21 protein-coding genes and 1 pseudogene are annotated in these 18,846 nt (G+C 55.5%); 9 read left to right on the top strand and 13 right to left on the bottom strand.

Going from position 1 to position 18,846, the window contains the following annotated elements:
- Nucleotides 1–54: 54 nt before the first annotated feature.
- Together ATG98_RS08910 and bamE are read right to left on the bottom strand one after the other, a co-directional pair.
- A complete protein-coding gene (locus ATG98_RS08910) occupies nucleotides 55–693 on the bottom strand; it encodes a MarC family protein (RefSeq protein WP_098422656.1) in 639 nt (212 codons plus the stop codon).
- Nucleotides 694–867: 174 nt separating this feature from the next.
- On the bottom strand, nucleotides 868–1,176 hold the full coding sequence (gene bamE, locus ATG98_RS08905; RefSeq protein WP_098420714.1) for an outer membrane protein assembly factor BamE domain-containing protein: 309 nt from the start codon (nucleotides 1,174–1,176) through the stop codon (nucleotides 868–870).
- 166 nt (nucleotides 1,177–1,342) lie between these two features.
- Here bamE and ATG98_RS08900 point away from each other — a divergent pair, with 166 nt between their 5' ends.
- Together ATG98_RS08900 and ATG98_RS08895 are read left to right on the top strand one after the other, a co-directional pair.
- Nucleotides 1,343–1,792, top strand: coding sequence for a potassium channel family protein (locus ATG98_RS08900; protein ID WP_098422655.1), 450 nt, complete (start codon nucleotides 1,343–1,345; stop codon nucleotides 1,790–1,792).
- A 150-nt stretch (nucleotides 1,793–1,942) separates the two neighbouring features.
- On the top strand, nucleotides 1,943–2,686 hold the full coding sequence (locus ATG98_RS08895; RefSeq protein WP_098422653.1) for an OmpW/AlkL family protein: 744 nt from the start codon (nucleotides 1,943–1,945) through the stop codon (nucleotides 2,684–2,686).
- A 168-nt stretch (nucleotides 2,687–2,854) separates the two neighbouring features.
- Here ATG98_RS08895 and ATG98_RS08890 read toward each other — a convergent pair whose 3' ends face one another.
- The 4 genes from ATG98_RS08890 to rlmE all read right to left on the bottom strand — a co-directional run bounded on the left by ATG98_RS08890 (nucleotide 2,855) and on the right by rlmE (nucleotide 6,944).
- Nucleotides 2,855–4,159, bottom strand: a complete 1,305-nt coding sequence (locus ATG98_RS08890; protein WP_098422651.1) for a DEAD/DEAH box helicase — start codon at nucleotides 4,157–4,159, stop codon at nucleotides 2,855–2,857.
- A 304-nt stretch (nucleotides 4,160–4,463) separates the two neighbouring features.
- Nucleotides 4,464–5,804 carry a hypothetical protein gene (locus tag ATG98_RS08885; RefSeq protein WP_098422650.1) on the bottom strand — a complete coding sequence of 447 codons (1,341 nt, stop codon included), beginning with the start codon at nucleotides 5,802–5,804 and terminating at the stop codon, nucleotides 4,464–4,466.
- Nucleotides 5,805–5,918: 114 nt separating this feature from the next.
- Complete coding sequence (locus ATG98_RS08880; protein ID WP_098420709.1) at nucleotides 5,919–6,209, bottom strand: encapsulin-associated ferritin-like protein; 291 nt, start codon at nucleotides 6,207–6,209, stop codon at nucleotides 5,919–5,921.
- A 114-nt stretch (nucleotides 6,210–6,323) separates the two neighbouring features.
- Nucleotides 6,324–6,944 carry a 23S rRNA (uridine(2552)-2'-O)-methyltransferase RlmE gene (rlmE, locus tag ATG98_RS08875; RefSeq protein WP_098420708.1) on the bottom strand — a complete coding sequence of 207 codons (621 nt, stop codon included), beginning with the start codon at nucleotides 6,942–6,944 and terminating at the stop codon, nucleotides 6,324–6,326.
- A 235-nt stretch (nucleotides 6,945–7,179) separates the two neighbouring features.
- Between rlmE and ATG98_RS08870 the strand changes: the two genes are divergently transcribed.
- Nucleotides 7,180–7,920 carry a TrmH family RNA methyltransferase gene (locus ATG98_RS08870; protein ID WP_098424414.1) on the top strand — a complete coding sequence of 247 codons (741 nt, stop codon included), beginning with the start codon at nucleotides 7,180–7,182 and terminating at the stop codon, nucleotides 7,918–7,920.
- Between the two features lie 56 nt (nucleotides 7,921–7,976).
- On the opposite strand, the gene ahpF is transcribed toward ATG98_RS08870, so the two are convergent.
- Nucleotides 7,977–9,545: an alkyl hydroperoxide reductase subunit F gene (ahpF, locus tag ATG98_RS08865; RefSeq protein ID WP_098422648.1), complete on the bottom strand. Its 1,569-nt coding sequence runs from the start codon at nucleotides 9,543–9,545 to the stop codon at nucleotides 7,977–7,979.
- Between the two features lie 280 nt (nucleotides 9,546–9,825).
- On the opposite strand from ahpF, the gene ATG98_RS08860 reads away from it, so the two are divergent.
- The 4 genes and pseudogenes from ATG98_RS08860 (at nucleotide 9,826) to ATG98_RS21490 (ending at nucleotide 12,583) form a co-directional block, all read left to right on the top strand.
- Nucleotides 9,826–10,557 carry a DUF3581 domain-containing protein gene (locus ATG98_RS08860; RefSeq protein ID WP_098420706.1) on the top strand — a complete coding sequence of 244 codons (732 nt, stop codon included), beginning with the start codon at nucleotides 9,826–9,828 and terminating at the stop codon, nucleotides 10,555–10,557.
- Nucleotides 10,558–10,724: 167 nt separating this feature from the next.
- Nucleotides 10,725–11,618, top strand: a pseudogene (locus ATG98_RS21500) (HAD-IC family P-type ATPase); the annotation flags it as partial.
- A gap of 16 nt (nucleotides 11,619–11,634) precedes the next feature.
- Nucleotides 11,635–12,090 carry an HAD-IC family P-type ATPase gene (locus ATG98_RS21495; RefSeq protein WP_218925852.1) on the top strand — a complete coding sequence of 152 codons (456 nt, stop codon included), beginning with the start codon at nucleotides 11,635–11,637 and terminating at the stop codon, nucleotides 12,088–12,090.
- Nucleotides 12,041–12,583 (top strand): cation transporting ATPase C-terminal domain-containing protein, encoded by a 543-nt coding sequence (locus ATG98_RS21490; RefSeq protein ID WP_143751182.1) that lies wholly within the window; start codon nucleotides 12,041–12,043, stop codon nucleotides 12,581–12,583. Before ATG98_RS21495 ends, ATG98_RS21490 begins: the two co-directional genes overlap by 50 nt.
- A 129-nt stretch (nucleotides 12,584–12,712) precedes the next feature.
- Here the strand turns inward: ATG98_RS21490 and ahpC are convergent, their stop codons facing one another.
- The 3 genes from ahpC to ATG98_RS08840 form a co-directional block, all read right to left on the bottom strand.
- Nucleotides 12,713–13,276, bottom strand: a complete 564-nt coding sequence (ahpC, locus tag ATG98_RS08850) for an alkyl hydroperoxide reductase subunit C (RefSeq protein ID WP_179888097.1) — start codon at nucleotides 13,274–13,276, stop codon at nucleotides 12,713–12,715.
- Nucleotides 13,277–13,455: 179 nt separating this feature from the next.
- Nucleotides 13,456–14,328 carry a putative RNA methyltransferase gene (locus ATG98_RS08845; RefSeq protein ID WP_416376570.1) on the bottom strand — a complete coding sequence of 291 codons (873 nt, stop codon included), beginning with the start codon at nucleotides 14,326–14,328 and terminating at the stop codon, nucleotides 13,456–13,458.
- Nucleotides 14,329–14,518: 190 nt separating this feature from the next.
- Entirely contained in the window at nucleotides 14,519–14,785 is a 267-nt protein-coding gene (locus tag ATG98_RS08840; RefSeq protein ID WP_098422645.1) for a DksA/TraR family C4-type zinc finger protein, read from the bottom strand.
- Between the two features lie 336 nt (nucleotides 14,786–15,121).
- On the opposite strand from ATG98_RS08840, the gene ATG98_RS08835 reads away from it, so the two are divergent.
- Together ATG98_RS08835 and ATG98_RS08830 are read left to right on the top strand one after the other, a co-directional pair.
- The gene (locus tag ATG98_RS08835) at nucleotides 15,122–15,328 is read left to right on the top strand and encodes a cold-shock protein (protein ID WP_007348184.1); all 207 of its coding nucleotides are present in this window, start codon (nucleotides 15,122–15,124) and stop codon (nucleotides 15,326–15,328) included.
- Nucleotides 15,329–15,510: 182 nt separating this feature from the next.
- Complete coding sequence (locus ATG98_RS08830) at nucleotides 15,511–15,888, top strand: thiol-disulfide oxidoreductase DCC family protein (protein ID WP_098422644.1); 378 nt, start codon at nucleotides 15,511–15,513, stop codon at nucleotides 15,886–15,888.
- A gap of 29 nt (nucleotides 15,889–15,917) precedes the next feature.
- Here ATG98_RS08830 and ATG98_RS08825 read toward each other — a convergent pair whose 3' ends face one another.
- The 3 genes from ATG98_RS08825 to ATG98_RS08815 form a co-directional block, all read right to left on the bottom strand.
- On the bottom strand, nucleotides 15,918–17,222 hold the full coding sequence (locus tag ATG98_RS08825; RefSeq protein WP_098422642.1) for a TRAP transporter large permease: 1,305 nt from the start codon (nucleotides 17,220–17,222) through the stop codon (nucleotides 15,918–15,920).
- Nucleotides 17,212–17,706 (bottom strand): TRAP transporter small permease, encoded by a 495-nt coding sequence (locus ATG98_RS08820; protein ID WP_098420701.1) that lies wholly within the window; start codon nucleotides 17,704–17,706, stop codon nucleotides 17,212–17,214. Before ATG98_RS08820 ends, ATG98_RS08825 begins: the two co-directional genes overlap by 11 nt.
- 72 nt (nucleotides 17,707–17,778) lie before the next feature.
- Complete coding sequence (locus ATG98_RS08815) at nucleotides 17,779–18,789, bottom strand: DctP family TRAP transporter solute-binding subunit (protein ID WP_098420700.1); 1,011 nt, start codon at nucleotides 18,787–18,789, stop codon at nucleotides 17,779–17,781.
- Nucleotides 18,790–18,846: the final 57 nt, after the last annotated feature.

Below are 18,846 nucleotides of genomic sequence, written 5' to 3'. Positions count from 1 at the left end.
AAAAAAGGGGACAGATTTCAAATCTGTCCCCGACGTTGCTCCCGCTCCAGCTCGTTACCTAGCCACCAATCCCGAAGCCGCAATAAACCCGGACAACCCGGTCAACACTATTTCCGCCGCCATAGCCGACAAAATCAACCCGCTGATCTTAGACATAATATTCAGGCCATTCTTGCCCATCGCCTTTTCCAGATAACCCGACAACCGCAACAACACCGCCAGAATCAGCAAACTCGACACCAACCCCAACAGGCCCCCGGCCACCGCCGCAACCTGCTTCAGCTCCGCACCGTAAACCAGAATTGCACCAATAGTCGCCGGGCCAATCATGACCGGAATCGCCAGGGGCACCACCGCAATATCGTCGCGATTGTCATCCGGTAAACCCGTGGCGTGGCTGCGAGTGCCATTGTTAACCAGGCTGATGGCCGTCAAAAACAGCAGTGTGCCTGCACCAATGCGGAACGAATTTAGAGTAATACCAATGGCACCAAATAACAGCGGACCGGCAAAAAACAAAATCACACCCAACACCAGCGCCGATATGCAGGCCCGACGAATAATCGCGGTTTTCTCGTCCGCCGGCAGCCCGCGGGTTAGCGCCAGAAACATGGTCACCACAAAAAATGGCGCTAACAAAAACAAAAAGCGGATAGAGCTACTGATGTAGGTCGAGAAAAACAACTCAATCATTACCGAAGGATTCCACAGAAGGAGATTTTGGGCGCCAAGCATAGTCTCGTCATCCCGGATTTACCGTAAGGAAGTGGACCTACTCAGCGCTATAAAGAGGGTTTAGCAATGTAAAATCGATTAAAAAAAAACGGGCTGCAAATGCAGCCCGTTCATTTGTTCACGTTCCTCGATTTACTGGGTGGCGTTGTAGGTGTAAGACTGCACCACTCCGTTGCCATCGAACGTGATAATCAGGTCTTCGGTTTTGTCGTCGCCAAACGCAGACCAGCGATACTTGCCATAAGTCCAGGTGCGCTTGCCGTCTTTCATACCGGTACGCCAAGGCTCACCGAACAACGCCTGCACTTCTGAGCGGGTAGTTTCATTGACCGTAATCTGGTCAACATTGTGGGTGGCAAAATCCTGGCCCACAGATGCACAACCTGCAAACGTCAGGGTAGCGGCCATCAACACGACTGCCGAGATTTTTTTCACAAACATCGCCTTCACTCCTGTGGGAACTACTCTACATTTTTAGACTTGCATCATAGCGCCAATCGGGTGACAGAAAAAACAAACCCAACCATAATACCTGCAAGAACCCATTATAAACTGGGTAAGCTCACCCGCTCTGCGGGCCTGTCACCCAGCGTGGAGAGATTCACCTTTGCCTGTAGAAGAACCCGGAAGCCTGCTTATCGCCACTATTGCCTTCAGTGCGCTGGTTGTGACCGTGGTGCTGATTCATCACGAAGTACTGGTGCGGTTGAGCAGCGTACTGGGGCAAATGGGTAATCATCACCATTTCCGCCTGATTGTGGCCGTGCTGGGGGTTCTGGCCGCTCATGCCCTGGAAGTATGGACTTTTGCCATAGCGTACTTTGCTATGCACCATACCCTGGGTTGGGGGCTGCTGGTTGGTAACTTTAATGGCACCCTTCTGGACTGCGTGTACTTTTCGTTCAGCACATTTACCACTGTAGGCTACGGCGACATTGAGCCTATCGGTAATTTACGGTTTCTGACCGGTATTGAAGGCCTGACCGGGCTGGTACTGGTGGGCTGGAGTGCGTCTTTCCTATTTATGGAAATGCAACGCTACTGGCCACGGCGTTAAAACACCCCGCAATACATTCATTACTTGAGCTGAATCAAAGGTGCCTTGAAATAGCGCTCCTCTTTTTTTAATTATTGCGCTAAATCAAGATTGCCTTTGTAACAACCATTACTCTTACAGCCAATACGAATCGAACCCTGGAGATTTACCATGTCCCATACTTTAAAAATTGGTGTTTTGGCTGCAGCTGTAATGGCGATTGCGCCGGCTGCTCAGGCTTTTGAAGCGGGTGATTTTATTGTTCGCGCTGGTGCTGCTCATGTTGCGCCGGATGCGTCTAGTGAGCAAATTACCGTTTCTGGCATCGGCGCATTTCCTACAGCTAACTCCCGTGTTGATGTTGACGCCAATACTCAGCTGGGCATTCGTGCGACTTACATGTTTACCAGCAACATCGGTATTGGCCTACTCGGCGCAACGCCCTTCAAACACAATATTACTGGTGCAGGCGATATATCTGCCGATGCCAAACTAGGCGAAACCAAACACCTGCCACCAACGCTGACTTTGCAATATTACCCAATGCATAGCTCCTCAGCTTTCCAGCCGTTCGTGGGTTTGGGCGTAAACTACACCACTTTCTTTGAAGAAAAGACTTCAGACACGCTGACTAGTGTTATCGATACAAGATTGGGCGGTACCGTAAGTGTACCTGTCGCAGGCTCAACTAAGCTCGACCTAGACGATAGCGTAGGCATTGCTGTAGAAATCGGCATGGACTATATGCTGAGCGAGAACTTTGGTTTGAACGCGGCTATCTGGTGGGCTGATATCAACACCGATGCTGAAATATCAGTTTATGGTCCAGCGGGCAATTTTTTAGCTGCTACCGAAAAATTTGAAGTCGAAATCGACCCGATGGTCTACATGGTAGGTTTCACCTACAAATTCTGATCCCTTGCGGATAGTCTGCTGAGCAACCGGCCCAGCAGACTCTGAAAGCACTGACTTCCACGGGGCCCTGTTTCTACATGGCCCCGTTTTTATTTTCAAATTCCGTAAACAAAAATGCGGAGCCGAAGCTCCGCATTTTTTAACCTGCTACCTCAAGCCATTATGGCTTCAAGCACCCTGGTTTTGACGCTGACCTGAACGGCCGCCATTGCCATTCTGGCTACGGCCTGCGCTGCGCCCGCCTGGCTTATCACTTGGCCGGCCATTGCCGCCACCGTTTCCACCGCTGCGATTACGGGCTTTGCTCGGGTCCGCTTTGGCTTTTGGCTTCAGCGCCACGTGGTTCTTCGGCTCAAAGCCTTCTACTTCCTTGCGCGGCAGCTGCTTCTTGATCAGCTTTTCGATACCCACCAGCATGCTGAGTTCGTCAGCACTCACCAGCGACAACGCGTGGCCACTTTCGCCCGCGCGGCCGGTACGGCCAATGCGGTGAACGTAGTCTTCCGGCACGTTAGGCAGTTCAAAATTCACCACTTGGGGCAACTGCTTTATATCCAGACCGCGGGCAGCGATGTCGGTAGCCACAAGCACACGGATATCACCCTGCTTGAACTCGGCCAAAGCACGGGTACGGGCGCCCTGGGACTTGTTGCCATGAATCGCAGCAGCGGTAATACCGTCTTTGCCCAGCTTCTCGGTCAGGCGATTGGCACCGTGCTTGGTGCGGGTAAATACCAGCACTTGTTCCCAGCTGTTGTCGCGCACCAGCTTGCTCAACAGCGCCGTTTTCTGGCTCTGATCCACCGGATACACCGACTGAATAACGCTTTCGGCGGTGGTGTTGCGCACGGCAACATCAATCTGCACCGGGTCGTTCAGCAGGCCCTTAGCCAGGGTGCGAATTTCGTTGGAGAAGGTTGCAGAAAACAGCAGGCTCTGGCGCTTCGCAGGCAGCATGGCCAAAATCTTGCGGATATCGCGAATAAAGCCCATATCCAGCATGCGGTCGGCTTCGTCCAGGACCAGAAATTCTACTTCGTTGAAACGCACAGCGTTCTGCTGATACAGGTCCATCAGGCGGCCGGGTGTTGCCACCAGAACGTCCAGCCCTTTGCGCAGCTTCATCATCTGCGGGTTGATTTTCACACCGCCAAATACCACAGCCGCGCGGGTTGGCACGTAACGGCTATAAAGGTTTACGCTGTCGTGCACCTGGGCGGCAAGTTCGCGAGTAGGCGTCAGAATCAACACGCGCGGGCCTTTGCCGGTACGCGGGTTTTGCTCCAGCATTTGCAGGATTGGCAGAACAAAACCAGCAGTTTTACCGGTGCCGGTTTGCGCGGCGGCCATCACGTCTTTACCGGCCAATACCGCTGGAATAGCTTTTAACTGAATGGGTGACGGGGTTTCATAACCTTGGTCCAAAGTGGCACGGACTAGCGGCTCAGACAAACCGAGTGAAGAAAAACTCATAATAGATTAACTCTTGATTATTCTGCCTCCACGAACACCGTTTTGGGCGAATGCGGGCAGATGCCATGAAGATTCATGGCGTAAAAGACGACTACGGTCACACGCCGTTAACGGGGTGACGTCCTCTGACAGGTCGTATGGATGGTTCGCATGTAGGCTTTAAGCCTAAAACTGCGGAATCCCTAGAGGCAGGATGGCGCAGACAGTAACAGAGGGCTTTGGCATACGCCATAGGTGATTGCCATAAAGCCGGGGCGCCGGGCGCATCTCAAAAGATGCCACAAAGCCGTAACGAGCAAGCGAGCTACGCCAGAACGAGCGTCAGGCCAGCCGCCAACGCACTGGCGGCGGTTAACCCTGACAGAGCCAGGTTGAGGCTCCAGCGCAGTGACGCGTCTACCGCTTTGTAACCGGTCAGACGTTCCATAATCAGCGCGTTAGCGGCAAACGGTGTGCCAAAGGCGGTAATTCCCCAACCGGTGACCATGGCAAAGCCCAAGCCCACCAGAGCGCTTCCCGGCCACACGGCACCCAGAATACCGCCGGCTAGGGTGCCGATCACAATCGGGTTTACGCCACCAAGTCCGGCGATGAAAAACACCCAGGGCACGGCCGCGGCCAGCACCGGCCAAAGCCAGTCGGGCAGGTTCAAATCACCATTAATCTGGCCCAGCACTGCGGCGCTGATGACCGCGCCAATAAACGCCGAGCCGCCCACAATCGCCAGCTCGTTGCTAACGTTAGCCATACTCACCAGAGGCGGGTTGGTGCGTCGGCTCCAGGCCAGAAGCCTGGCACCCACCACCGCGCCTATGCAGCTGAGCGTAACGGCGTAGGCATAGCTGAGCTGAAACTGATGGCTAAGTAAGAAAACACCGGCACAAATTGCCAGAATCAAAGCGCAGAATCGAAACCAGGGTGCCAGGCCGGCGTCGGTCACAACAAGGCTGGTAGTGGCGCTGACGCCAGAAATCTCAACCTGACCAGCTTTTGGTTCAAGTTCAGGTTCGCGCCAGATCAACCCGGAAAACAACAAAGCTATGGAAAAAGGAATGGTGAGCATCAGCAACTGAAGGCTGCCAAGGCCCGGCAGCAGAGTCAGTGTAAGCACCACAGAAATCGACAGCGGTGAAAATGTAGGCGATACACCAAAACCCCTAAGCACGGCACGGGTGGCATTACGGGTAGACGGGGAATCGCCGTTGCTGCGGATACGTTCGCCCACCACGCTGCCCACCACCGCTACCGAACCAAAATTGAGAGGTACCGACACCATAGCGGTCCCAAACGCCAGGCTGAGATAACGTACCCGTGGCCGCCCGCCAAAAAGGCTGCCCGAAATTTTTTGCAAATCTGAAGTCCGGCCCAGCACCGACGATAACAGCATAACCGCCAACACCAAGCCAGCCAGGCGGCTCATGTTTTCCGCCGCTGCCACAATCATGCTCGGGTCGCGGCCCAGAGCAAACGCCAACGCAAAACCCGCCACCAGAAACACCACCTTGGGTACCAGGCGCATATCCCGCCAGCCCAGAATAACCGCCAGGCTGACCGCTGCAGCCCCCAAACCGGCCATGCCCGGAAGCAGCGCCAGAATGGCTGCAATCAGGGCAAGGTAAGCAAGAGCAGAACGTATCAGCAGCACAGGGGCATATCTCTGAATGGCAGGGCGAGGTAAATCAGGAAGACGGCACTGTACCTGGTATCAGCCATTACGAGCATTGCATCAACGACCTGCCCACTCAAAGCCGTTTCAAGCTTATCCGTGGTCAGCTATAGAGCCGTCGGTGAACAAAAATTCCCGCAGATACTTGTCCATGGTCGGGTCTTTGCGCCGAATCCATTCCAGCACCATCGCAGCGTGTTCTTTTTCTTCGTCGCGGTTGTGGGCCAGAATGGCTTTGAGTTCTTCGTCTTTGCAGGAATCGACCCGCTGGTTGTACCAGTCAACGGCTTCGAATTCTTCCATTAACGAGCTGACGGCCCGGTGCATATCCCGCGTTTCATCGGACAATTCTCCAACCGGTTCGTGGTAGCTGTCGTTCGCCATAGTGTGTTCCTCATCGCTGTGTTGTGAGTAATAAAAGACTCTGTTGCGCCATGCTGCTCTCAGCGTAAAAGGGCCTTTTGAACATAGCTGATAACAGCTCGTTTAGACAGGCGATCAGCCGCGAAAGCCCTTGCCCACCAGATAGACCTCCCGTGAGCGGGCGCGGGAAGAATCCGGTTTGCGCACCACCACCTTGTCGAACAGTTCGCGCACGGCTTTCACGTAGCCGTCATAACCTCCGCCGTGGAACACCTTGGCGACGAAACTGCCTTTGGGTTTTAGCACCTGGCTGGCCATATCCAGCGCCAGCTCGATCAAATACATAGACGCGGCCTGGTCCGCCGCGTTTACGCCGCTGATGTTGGGCGCCATATCTGAAATCACCACGTCGACTTTTGCATCGCCCAATACCGCCATGATTTCGTCAAAAACAGCGTTCTCGGTAAAATCGCCCTGAATAAACTCGACACCGGCAACGGCGTCCATGGGCAGAATGTCCGAGGCTATTACCCGACCTTTATGCCCCACCAGGTCGGTGGCCACCTGGGACCAACCGCCAGGCGCAGAACCCAGGTCCATCACCGTCATAGTGGGTTGGATGAGCTTGTCTTTGGCGTTAATTTCAAGGAGCTTGTAGCTGGCACGGGAGCGGTAGCCATCCACTTGCGCTTTTTTCACGAAAGGATCGCTGACGTGCTCTTCCAACCAGCGGTTACTGCTTTTTGATCGGGCCATAGTGTCTCTTTGTTAAACAGGCAATAGTCATTCTTTGTTAACCGAGCCATGTAAGGCTCTAAACATTGGGCGATTCGCGCCATTGTACGCCTAGGGCCAGAACCCCGCAAAACGAGCTCCGCAAAACCGCCCCGCGCGCCGGCACCCGCGCACTGACAGCAAACCGGCAGCCACGTACAATAGCCCCACTAAATAGTAGCCACCTGAGCTCTGCACACACTAACGGGACATGACCGTGAAGCTGGATGACATTAAAAAACTGCAGCAAAAAAAATACCGCGAGGCTTTCGGACACTATCTGGTGGAAGGCGAGCATCTGGTGCTGGAGTTGCAAAAAGCTGCCAGCCGCCAGCCCGCGTTAAAGGCGTCAGAACTCTACGTGACAGCGGCTTATGAGCACTGGCAAAGCCCGTTCACCACTCACGTGATCAGCGAACGCCAGATCGCGCGACTAGCTGACACCAAAACACCCCAGGGTATTTTGGCGGTTGTGCCTATTATAGCGCCCATAAGCCGGCCAGCCACCGACCCACAGCACAGCCTCGAAAAAGCCATTTATCTGCACGAGGTGCAGGACCCAGGCAACCTGGGCACCATTTTACGCACTCTGGCCTGGTTCGGCGGTTTTCGCTGCCTGCTCAGCCCCGGCAGCGTTGACCCTTATAATCCAAAAGTGGTGCGTGCCAGCATGGGCGCGATATTTCATCTGCCGCTGGAAACCGATGTTGAGCTGGCCAGCCTGAGCGAACGATTTCACCGTTTGGCTTGCCTTGACCTGAATGGCCGCAGCTTGACCGAGCCCGGCTTTGCCGACCACGACTGCTATTTGTTCGGCAACGAAGCCCGCGGCATTCCGGCTCAGGCCCTTGATGAGCTGAACGCCACCGCCTACACCATAAACGGCAAAGGCCAGATTGAATCTCTCAATCTGGCCTCGGCGGTCAATATTTGCAGCTGGGAGCTGATGCGCAGCTGATCATTTAACAGCAATTGCGCGTCAGCAAAAGCTCTTCAACAGATGCTCTTCAATGCTTACTCGTCAACAGAGTTACGAATCAGGAAGTCAAAGGCGCTAAGGGCCGCTTTGGAACCTTCGCCCATGGAAATCACGATCTGCTTGTAGGGCACCGTGGTGGCATCACCGGCGGCAAATACGCCAGGAATGCTGGTTTCGTTGCGCTCGTTGATGATGACTTCGCCGTGCTTACTGAGTTCGATATCGCCTTTCAGCCACTCGGTGTTGGGTATCAGGCCGATTTGTATAAACACGCCTTCAAGCGTTACGTGAACATTTTCACCGCTGTTGCGGTCGGTGTAGTCCAGACCATTCACCTTACCGTTGGCACCGGTCACTTCGGTGGTTTGGGCCGATACCGCGACATCCACGTTCTTCAGGCTGCGCAGCTTACGCTGCAGCACTTCGTCAGCGCGCAATTCGGCACCAAATTCCAGCAAGGTTACGTGGCCAACAATACCGGCCAAGTCGATGGCGGCTTCCACGCCCGAGTTACCGCCGCCAACCACCGCTACGCGCTTACCTTTGAACAACGGGCCGTCGCAGTGTGGGCAGTAAGCCACGCCCTTGTTGCGGTACGTGTTTTCACCGGGAACACCCAGCTGGCGCCAGCGGGCGCCGGTAGACAGCACTACGGTGCGGGCTTTTAATGACGCGCCATTGGCCATCCGGATTTCATGGGCCATGCCCGGCTTTGCCGCCGGAATCAGTTTTTCAGCCAGCTGCATGTTCATGATATCCACACCGTATTCTTTAACATTTTGCTCCATCGCGGCCACTAACTTGGGGCCTTCTGTGTAGGGCACGGAAATCAAGTTTTCAATACCCATGGTATCCGCAACCTGACCGCCAAACCGCTCGGCAGCAATACCGGTGGCAATGCCTTTACGGGCAGCGTAAACAGCCGCTGCAGAGCCCGCGGGGCCGCCGCCAATGACCAACACTTCGAACACGCCCTTCTGGCGAATTCTGTCCGCTTCGCGGGCGTCGGTGTTGGTGTCCAGCTTGGCCACAATTTCTTCCAGCTTCATGCGGCCCTGGCCGAACAGCTTGCCGTTCAGGTACACGCTGGGCACCGCCATGATTTCACGCTCTTCCACTTCGGCCTGGAACAAAGCACCGTCAATAGCGGTGTGCTTCACGCTTGGGTTAAGCACACTCATCAGGTTCAGCGCCTGCACCACATCGGGGCAGTTCTGGCACGACAGCGAGAAATAGGTTTCAAATTCAAAATGGCCGTCAAGTTCCTGAACCTGCTGGATCAGCTCCGGGGTGGCCTTGGAAGGATGCCCACCCACCTGCAACAGTGCCAACACCAGAGACGTAAACTCGTGGCCCATGGGGATACCGGCGAAACGTACACCTACGTCGGTGCCCACACGGTTGATGGCAAATGACGGGCGACGCACGTCTGAATCGCCATCTTCACGCAGGGTGATCATGTCAGACAACCCGTCGATTTCCTGCAGCAGCTCGTACAGCTCGCTGGCTTTGGCGCTATCGTCTAGCGCAGCAACCAGCTCGATGGGCTGCTTTACTTTGTCTAGGTAACCTTTCAATTGACCTTTCAGATTGGCATCTAACATTTTGTCGTCCTTTTATAAGGGATAAAGCCGGTGAACCGGCTCGGCTTTAGCCGGTTGTTCTAAGTTGATGTTGGTACGATACGGCGCCAGACAAATAAGCTCAAATCAATTGATTCAAAAACTGCAATAGGAAATTACTATTAATCGGCACTGGCCGATTCACGCCTTGTCGAAAGAGTTTCTGCAGTATTTTTGCATTAAGCCAGATGGTGCATTTTGATATGAGTGCAGCTGGACTATCATGGGAGGCTGAATCTGGCCACTCGGAATAAGGTACTCCATGTTTCTAGAACGTTTTCACTGTGAAAAGGATGGCCGCGTATACATCAGCGCCGCCCAGGCCAGCTTGTTTGCCAAAGAAGTGGCCGGGGACTTTAACCCGATTCACGACCCGGACGCCCGCCGCTTTTGCGTGCCAGGGGATTTACTGTTCGCTGTAGTACTTTGGCGTTTTGGCTTGTCGACGAATATGACCTTCCACTTTCGCGCCCTGCTGGGTAAAGACGTGCCCCTGGAATTTCGCGAAGGCGCCGATGGCACTATTCAGGTGTGCGATCAAGCCGGCAAGGTGTATCTGGAAGTCGCCCGCAGCGGCGACATAACCACCGACAAAGTGTTTATCGAGGAATTCACCTTGGGTTACGTGGCAGCGTCGGGCAAAAACTTCCCGCACACCATGAAGCCTTTGATGGAATCCAATGGCGTGATGTTCAACCCGGACCGGCCAATGGTGATGTACGACAGCATGACCGTCACATTGGATAGTCTGCATGCAGTGTCACCGGAACTGGAGCTGCATAACGCCACCCTGGAAGCCAACGGCAAGCGCGGCCAGGTCACTCTGGAGTATCGCCTGATGTCTGGCGACCAGGCGCTGGGTACCGTATCCAAACGGTTGGTGTTGGGCGGTTTGCGCCCATACTGCCAGGATGCCATGGCCGATGTGGTAGAACAGTTCTACCGCCTGAAGGCCCGCGGTGTCCGTTACGGCACAGACATCGCCAGTACCTGAGGCAGATCGTTTCTCTGGCCAGATTTCTGGCTACACTGGTCCTTATGAACTTCGCCATCATAGGGACCCGTAAGCATGGACAGCGAACGCTCATCAAAGAAGTCCCAAGCCGCTTATCAGTTATCTCCTGACGCCATCGTTTCCGCCCAGGAAACCAGCGCGCAGAACAGGCCGTGGCGGAGTTACAACGAATGTCCGCCGCCCGGGCTCGGGTGATTCGAAGCGGTGAACAGCAGAGCATTGCCGCAGCTGAGCTGGTCACCGGCGATATTGTTCTGGTAGAAGAAGGCGATACGATTCCCGCAGACGGCCGCCTGATTCAGTCGGTTGCCTTGCAAACCTCCGAAGCCTCATTAACCGGCGAAAGCCTTCCCGCATCGAAAGACCCGGAAACCATCGTTGGCGATGCCCCTATCGGTGATCGCCAAAATATGATTTTCAGTGGCTCCACCGTCACCTACGGCCGTGGCACCGCGGTTATTACCGCCACCGGTATGAACTCCCAGATGGGGCAGATTGCCGGCATGCTGGAGCAGGCACCCGCTGACACAACCCCGTTGCAACAGGATCTTGCCAAGGTTGGCAGGATGCTGGGTCTGGTGGTGATTGTGATTGCGGTGGTGATGATTTTTACCATCATCCTGGTAGAGCACGTCAGTGGCTTCTCGGCTATTTTTGACGTGCTAATTCTTGGCGTCGCACTGGCCGTGGCGGCGGTACCCGAGGGCTTGCCGGCCATCGTAACCGCCGTGCTTGCCCTGGGAGTTCAGCGCATGGCGCGGCGCCATGCGATTGTTCGCCATCTGGCCGCGGTGGAAACCCTGGGCGCCGCCAGCGTGATCGCTTCAGACAAAACAGGCACCCTCACCCGCAACGAAATGACCGTACGCGCCATTGTTACCGCCAGTGGCCGGGTAACTCTAAGCGGCACCGGGTACGAACCGAGCGGCGAGATTACCGTGCATTCCACAGCGACTGACACCGGCGAAAACACGATCAGTGAACCCCTGCGGTTAGAGCTGGAGCGAGCCCTGACGGTTGGTGATCGCGCCGCCGCGTGAAGAAGCCAAAGAGGCCGTGGCCCCAGCACGAAAAGCGGGTATTGGTAAAGAACTGGGTATTTGCACCAATGACCGGGCGCTCACCGGCGCGGAAATTGACGAGATGTCGGACGACGCACTGCACCGGGCCGTGCAAGAGATCTCGGTTTACGCCCGGGTTGATCCTGAACACAAACTGCATATCGTCAAGGCGTTGCAGAAAGGTAACCACATAGTCGCGATGACCGGCGACGGTGTAAATGACGCACCTGCCTTGAAAACCGCCGATATCGGTGTGGCCATGGGCATTACCGGCACCGATGTATCTCGCCAGGCAGCGGATATCATTTTTGCAGACGACAACTTTGCCAGTATTGTTGCTGCTGTGGAGGAAGGCCGCGCGATTTTCGCCATTGCTGGCCACCCAGATTCTGTGGATCAACATGGTCAGCGATGGCGCACCGGCTCTGGCTCTCGGGCTGGACCCGGGTGATGAAGCCGCCATGAGCAAGCCGCCAAGACCCCGGGAAGAAGGTGTCATCACACGGGGCATGTGGGCCGGGATTGTTTTCGTTGGTCTGATCACCGCAACCGGTACTCTGTTTGTGCTGGATGCATCGCTGCCCGGCGGTCTGGTGGCCGGCACGGGCAACCTCGCCTATGGCCAGACCATGGTTTTCACCACCTTGGTGCTGTTCTCACTGTTTACCGTGTTTACGTCAAGATCCGATGAGCAGAGCGCGTTCAGCGGGCTGTTCTCTAATCTCTGGTTGTGGGCGGCGGTGGCCCTGTCACTGTTGCTGCAATTGGCGGTTGTGTACCTGCCATTTCTGCAAAAACCCTTCTCTACGGTCAGCCTTAGCCTTGAGGACTGGCTATTCTGCACCGCCGTGGCCAGCTCGGTGCTGTGGCTGCGGGAGCTGAGCAAGCTGGTTGTCCGCCTACGAAACCGGGCATCTGGGCCAGCGGCCGCACGCAGCTCATAGTCCGCTTTGCCCTGAACACAGAAAACCCCGGGAATCCGGGGTTTTCTATCAGTAGCAGACCGTAATAAGAGCCCGTACTGTTTGGCTCCCTGTAAAAGGAGCCTTAGAACGAAGGCTTAGAAAAAAGCCTTAGATCTTGCCAACCAGATCCAGTGAAGGAGACAGTGTCGCTTCGCCTTCCTGCCACTTGGCTGGGCACACTTCGCCCGGGTGCTTGCGCACGTACTGAGCAGCCTTCACCCTACGCATCAACTCAGACGCATCACGACCGACGCCTTCCGCGGTAATCTCAACGGCCTGAATAATGCCATCCGGATCGATCAGAAAAGTTGCACGGTCTGCCAGGCCCTGGCCTTCACGCATTACACCAAAGTTATTGGTGATGTTGCCGGTCTGATCGCCAACCATGTAGTACTGAATCTTGTTGATGGTTTCAGAAGCGTCGTGCCAGGCTTTATGGGTGAAGTGGGTGTCTGTGGATACAGAGAACACTTCAACGTCCATCTTTTGCAGTTCTTCATACTTGTCAGCTACGTCGCCCAGTTCGGTGGGGCATACGAAAGTGAAGTCAGCCGGGTAGAAGAAGAATACAGACCACTTGCCTTTTACGTCTGCTTCGGAAATCTCAACGAACTCGCCCTGTTTGAAAGCGGTTGCGTTAAACGGTTTAATTTCTGAGTTAATCATACCCATAAGATATTCCCCTTTTGCTTGCTAGATGATTAATGAGTGGGCCCCACTATAGTGATGCTGCGCGCTTAACAAAAATTGATAATACCCAAACAAGAGATAGCTTGAAACTATTGCTTACACTCCCGCCCACCTCTGATAAGCAGCGGCGGGTAATCTGGATATGTGGATGCTAACCCACGCTATTTCAAGGCAGCGCTTGGGGTGCTGGCGTCGTCACCCTGCGTGGTTTCCAGCACCGTCAGCCGCACATCCACCGTGACCTGCAATTCGCTAAGCGCAGCGGCGCGGGCCAGGCCCTCGGCTTTGGCGCGATAAAAGTGCGGGGTCATCGCCAACAGGTCCGCAATGGCGCTTTCGCCGAACAATGCAAGGCTGAAATTTATCGTGTGCCGCCCTATTGTCTGAAAGCCCGGAGGCGCTTCGCTGGCGTTGGGTTTGTCGACCTCGGGCTTGAGTACCGGGTAAATGACTTCTCGCAATTCGCGCAAATGATCCGAGCCGGCGTCGACAATCATGACCCGGCCGCCAGGGCGCAACATCCGCCGGAACTCCGGATACACCGGAAACCCGAACAGGCTCAAAATGCAGCCTAAAGACCCGTCAGCCAGCGGTATATTGGCGTTGCTGGCGACCAGCCATCGCGTTGTTTTTGACTGTCTTGACGCAGCCAGCACCGCCGGCTTTGAAATATCCAGGCCTACCAGCGACAGTTGCTGTTGGTGTTTCCGGCCCGGCAAGCTAGCCTCAAGCTGGCGCAAATAATAGCCTTCGCCGCAACCCGCATCCAAACAGGCAAAAGGTTCTTTTATACCCGGCTGGTGCTCGGCGCCCTCGCCCAGCGTTTTAAATGCTTCCGCCACCGATTGCGCAACCGCGTCGGCTATCGGCTGATAGTGCCCGGCATTTAAAAAGCGCTGGCGCGCGGCCACCATTTCCTTGCTGTCACCAGGGGCCAGTGACCGCTTGTTCTGCACCGGCAGCAGGTGCACATAGCCCTGGCGGGCGTTATCGAAACTGTGTCCGTTGGTGCAGCGCCAACTGTTTTGATGCATCAGCAGGGGTTGTCCGTCTAACGGGCAAATAAGGTGGTTGAATAGCGTTATGGTCATAATCAGAAAGTATCGCTGGCAGGTGTTCGGGGAGCGCCTTGGTCACGGCGTTGCTGAGCGCTATCTTAGCGCTATCCGAGTGCTATCGCCGCACCGTCATAGCACTCTTGCGCAGCAGGCTTACACCCGGGGGTCAACGCAGCTGGCTGTCTTTACTGGCGCGTCTGTTAACGCCGCTGCTTTTGCCCTGCTGTTTTTCCAGCTTGGCCTGGCACTGTATGCACAGGCGCACGCCCGGCACCGCAACCCGCCGGGCCTCAGGTATTTCCCGGTCGCATTCTTCACAATGGGTCAGGCTATCGCCCTTACCCAGACTGCTTCTGGCTTTGTTAACCGCATCTTCAACGCTGGCGTCGATCTGATCTTGCACGGCGCCATCCCGTGCCCATCCTCCGGCCATAATTTGTGCTCCTCTGGCTGCTACCTTGTCATAACTATAGCTTGGTTATTGTTTTATTGAAGTGCTGCTGCATCTTAACCATTTCAACAAGTGGCTTATCCGTTGCTGTACCTGCAGGTTACAAAAAATCACACAAAGGCTTTGCAATGACCTCGTTTGCGTGTAGAGTGCCCTACGTCGGAAAGATTTAGCAAAGCACTTCATCAATAGAACGTACTAAGTAACGCATCGTCCTGTTTTTGATCACGCCTCATTTTTCGTTTCCCGCATACCGCTGATCCGTCGTCACTAAGGATGACTGACAGCACATTACTTAAAGAATTCAGGATTATTATTATGTCTACAGTTACCGGTACCGTTAAGTTCTTCAACGAAGCAAAAGGTTTTGGCTTTATCACTCGTGAAGGCGGCCCCGACGTATTTGTTCACTACAGCTCTATTCAAGGCGGCGGATTCAAGACCCTGGCTGAAGGCCAGCAGGTTGAGTTCACTGTTACTCAGGGCCAGAAAGGTCCTCAGGCAGAGAACGTTGTAGCTGTCTAAGCTAGAACAGATAATTGTGCTGTGAATAACAGCCAATAATCAAAAAAGGCAGCTTCGGCTGCCTTTTTGCTGTCTGCCTTTTTTATACGTGCCTTTCCTGCCCCGCTAATGAATACACTTCGCCCCCGCCAACGTAACTCCACTAACACAAATATTGCAAAGTCTGACCAGAAGGCCACGCTATGCCCGCAAAACCCATTTTATTCTACGATGGCCAATGCCCGTTGTGCCGCCGCGAGATTGACCACTACCGCAAGGTCGACAAGCAATCACGCATCGACTGGCAGGATATATTCGCCAGTGACACTACCCTGGCCCAATACCGGCTTAGCCACACCGATGCGATGAAAGTCATTCACGCAGTAGACAGCGCAGGCACTCTGCAGTCTGGCGCCCACGCGTTTGTGGTGGTGTGGCAGGAACTGCCGGGCTACCGCCATTTGGCGACAGTATTGAAGAAACTGCACCTGGTTGGCCTGGTGAACCGAGCCTATCTGGTGTTCGCCCGCTTGCGCTTTCGTTCGCGCTGCAAGCAGGGTTGTCAGTTGCCGCCGCGCTAGATTTTCAAGCATTGCACCTAACCCTGTAACTACCAGGGCCCAACCACAAAGCCGAGTTTGTCGGGCAGCCACAGCGCGATACCCGGCACCAGTGCGACCAGCAGCAGGCTTACGCCCATAGCGACAACAAACACCAGCGCCCAACCCAGGGTGTGTTCCAGGCGGACATTGGCAATACGGGTGGTGACCATCAGATTCACCGCTACTGGCGGGGTAAACTGGCCAATGGCAATGTTCATGGCCAGCAAAATGCCGAACCACACCGGGTTCCAGCCAAAGTGGTTCATGAGCGGCAGTACGATGGGGATCAGGATCAGGTAAATGGATACCGCGTCCAGCAACATACCCGCCAGCAACACCAGCAACATCACCAGCCCCAGCAGAACCCAACCGTTGTCTGACAGCGACAATAGCGCGTCTGCCAGATGCTGGAAGGTGCCCAGAGTGGTGCCAGCCCAGGCAAAAATACCCGCCAAAGCGATAATCAGCATCACCACGCCGGAGGTAACCGCAGCGTCAGTCACCAAGTCGTAAAGCCCGCGCAGGCTCAGATTGCGATAAATCAGGCAGCCCACAATCACCCCGTAGGTGACCGCCACCACCGCGGCTTCGGTAGGCGTGAACAGGCCGGAACGCAGGCCGCCCAGAATAATCACCGGCGCGAACAAAGCCGGCAAGGCCGCTTTAAAGCTGGGCCAGAAAGGTGGACGCTCTGATTTTTCAGGGTCTTCCCAGCGATATTTGCGGGAAAAATACAGCGCCGGCACCAGCAACGACAGCCCCGCCAGAATGCCGGGGAACACACCGGCTGCAAACAGCGCGCGCAAATCCACCCCCGGCACCACAATGGAGTACAGAATCAGCGCGATAGACGGCGGAATCAGAATGGCGGTAGACGACGACGCCGCAATCAGCGTGGCGGAAAACGGCTGCGGATAACCCGCCTTGCGCATGCTGGGCAGCATCACCATGGCCACAGCGGCGGCATCGGCCGGGCCGGAGCCACTCATTCCGCCCATAATCAGGCACACCAGCACGGCAACAACGGTCAGGCCACCGTGGCGCGGGCCGATAACGGCCTGGGCAAAGCGCACCAGACTGGCGGCCACACCAGCCCGTTCAAAAATCAAACCGGTCAATATGAACAGCGGTATGGCAATCAGCGGGTACTTGGCCACGCTGTTGTAGGTGTTGGTGCCAAAGGTGGCCAGCATGTCTGGCGACAGCCCGGCCACAATGCCCACGGCACCGCCCAGCCCCAGGGCGATGGCCACGGGTACACCCAGCAGCAGCGCCACCATGAAACTGGCGATCATCAGCAGGTCAGGACTCATGAATAATCTCCGGATCGGCTTTGCCGCGCAGGCGGTCAATCAGGCTCTGGGTCATGCGTATAATAATGGCCAGCGCCATCAGCGGCAGCCAAATCACGTAAATCCAGCTGGGCAGGCCCAGCCCGGGTGATAGGGACTCCCACTGGTATTCCTGCCAGGCAAATACGCTGCCATACCAGGCGGTAATCGAAAATACCGTCACCCCTGCCGCCCATTGCAACAGGTACACGGCTTTACGGGCCGGTGCCGGCAGGTGGTGTTCAATTAGCTCGATACGAATGTGCTGGTTGTGCCGAGCCGCCACCGCCGCACCGGCAAAGGTCAGCAGTACCAGAAAAAATACCGAAAACTCTTCAGTAAAGGCAAAAGACGCATCGGTGGCGTAGCGCACAATCACGTTGCCCAGGCTGATCAAACAGATCGCAATCAAGGCAACAGACGCAAGCCAGGCTTCAGGCCAGCACTTCGGGGGGCGGGTAGACATGAAAACTCCGGGTTAGGCAGTCTGGCTTTGCGCCAGAGTGGTATTCTCGGCGCAGAACTCGGGCCAGAACGCTTACTGCGGGCGGTCAGCGACGGCTTGCTGGGCCTTCTTTACCAGATCTTCACCAATCCGCGGTGACCATTCCTGATAGACCGACTGGGTCGCGTTTATGAACGCATCACGCTGGGCCGGCGTCAGTTCGGTGACGGTCACGCCACGCTCCTTGATGGCAGCCAAGGTGGCGTCCAGCTCACTGCGGGACTTTTCAATTTCCCATTGGCCGGCGTCTATTGCGGCCTGCTTCAACAGGGCCTGGTCGTCGGCGCTGAATGTCGCCCACACCCGATTGTTAACAGCAAATACCAGCGGGTCTGCCATGTAGTGCCACAGAGTCAGATGCGCCTGCCCTACCTGGTCAATACGCGCTACGTCAAACACCGACAGCGGGTTTTCCTGGCCGTCTACGGCCCCGGTGGTCAGCGCCGGCTTGGCGTCGGCCCAGCTCATCTGAGTGGGGTTGGCGCCCAGTGCATTAAAGGTATCCTGAAACAGGGGCGAACCTACTACGCGGATTTTCAAGCCTTCCACATCCGCCGGCTCGCTGATCGCACGCTTGGAGTTGGACAATTCACGAAAACCGTTTTCGCCCCAGGCCAACGGCGTTACACCGCGTTTCTGGATGGCGGCAAAAACGGCCTCGCCGACCTCGCCCTGGGTAATCGCATCAATGGCGGGGTAATCTGGCATCAGAAACGGCAGCGAGAACAGATTCAGTTCCGGCACCTGGGGTGACCAGTTGATCGTAGAGCCCACCGCCATATCAATCAGTCCGGAGCGCATGGCAGAAAATTCTTTGGTCTGGTCGCCAGACACCAGCTGGGAGTTGCTGTAAATTTTCATGTTGATACGCCCTTCCGAGCGCTCGTTCACAAGCTCTACCCATTTGTCGGCCGCCTGGCCCCAGGGAAAGGCCGATGGCAACACGGTAGATACGGTGTACTCATCTTTGTATTGAGCATGGGCAATAGACCCAAACAAGAGCGCGCCTGCGGCGGCGGCAACTAACGTGCAACGTTTCAGCATGTTCTTTTCCTTATTGTTTGACGAGAAACTGGCCGCCGCACGGAAGCATAGAAGGCG

Source organism: Marinobacter sp. LV10R520-4 (assembly GCF_002563815.1).
Lineage (GTDB): Bacteria > Pseudomonadota > Gammaproteobacteria > Pseudomonadales > Oleiphilaceae > Marinobacter.
The sequence above is the reverse complement of the archived record's forward strand: the minus strand, read 5'-3'. Positions and strand labels throughout refer to the sequence as shown.

Coding starts and splice junctions, on each gene's coding strand:
- ahpC (WP_179888097.1), bottom strand. CDS start 13,276: ATGGGTATGATTAACTCAGAAATTAAACCGTTTAACGCAACCGCTTTC.
- rlmE (WP_098420708.1), bottom strand. CDS start 6,944: ATGGCCCGATCAAAAAGCAGTAACCGCTGGTTGGAAGAGCACGTCAGC.
- ATG98_RS08890 (WP_098422651.1), bottom strand. CDS start 4,159: ATGAGTTTTTCTTCACTCGGTTTGTCTGAGCCGCTAGTCCGTGCCACT.
- ATG98_RS08910 (WP_098422656.1), bottom strand. CDS start 693: ATGATTGAGTTGTTTTTCTCGACCTACATCAGTAGCTCTATCCGCTTT.
- ATG98_RS08895 (WP_098422653.1), top strand. CDS start 1,943: ATGTCCCATACTTTAAAAATTGGTGTTTTGGCTGCAGCTGTAATGGCG.
- ATG98_RS08840 (WP_098422645.1), bottom strand. CDS start 14,785: ATGGCCGGAGGATGGGCACGGGATGGCGCCGTGCAAGATCAGATCGAC.
- ATG98_RS08880 (WP_098420709.1), bottom strand. CDS start 6,209: ATGGCGAACGACAGCTACCACGAACCGGTTGGAGAATTGTCCGATGAA.
- ahpF (WP_098422648.1), bottom strand. CDS start 9,545: ATGTTAGATGCCAATCTGAAAGGTCAATTGAAAGGTTACCTAGACAAA.
- ATG98_RS08845 (WP_416376570.1), bottom strand. CDS start 14,328: ATGCATCAAAACAGTTGGCGCTGCACCAACGGACACAGTTTCGATAAC.
- ATG98_RS08815 (WP_098420700.1), bottom strand. CDS start 18,789: ATGCTGAAACGTTGCACGTTAGTTGCCGCCGCCGCAGGCGCGCTCTTG.
- ATG98_RS08835 (WP_007348184.1), top strand. CDS start 15,122: ATGTCTACAGTTACCGGTACCGTTAAGTTCTTCAACGAAGCAAAAGGT.
- ATG98_RS08860 (WP_098420706.1), top strand. CDS start 9,826: ATGTTTCTAGAACGTTTTCACTGTGAAAAGGATGGCCGCGTATACATC.
- ATG98_RS21490 (WP_143751182.1), top strand. CDS start 12,041: ATGGTCAGCGATGGCGCACCGGCTCTGGCTCTCGGGCTGGACCCGGGT.
- ATG98_RS08825 (WP_098422642.1), bottom strand. CDS start 17,222: ATGAGTCCTGACCTGCTGATGATCGCCAGTTTCATGGTGGCGCTGCTG.
- ATG98_RS08830 (WP_098422644.1), top strand. CDS start 15,511: ATGCCCGCAAAACCCATTTTATTCTACGATGGCCAATGCCCGTTGTGC.
- ATG98_RS08820 (WP_098420701.1), bottom strand. CDS start 17,706: ATGTCTACCCGCCCCCCGAAGTGCTGGCCTGAAGCCTGGCTTGCGTCT.
- bamE (WP_098420714.1), bottom strand. CDS start 1,176: ATGTTTGTGAAAAAAATCTCGGCAGTCGTGTTGATGGCCGCTACCCTG.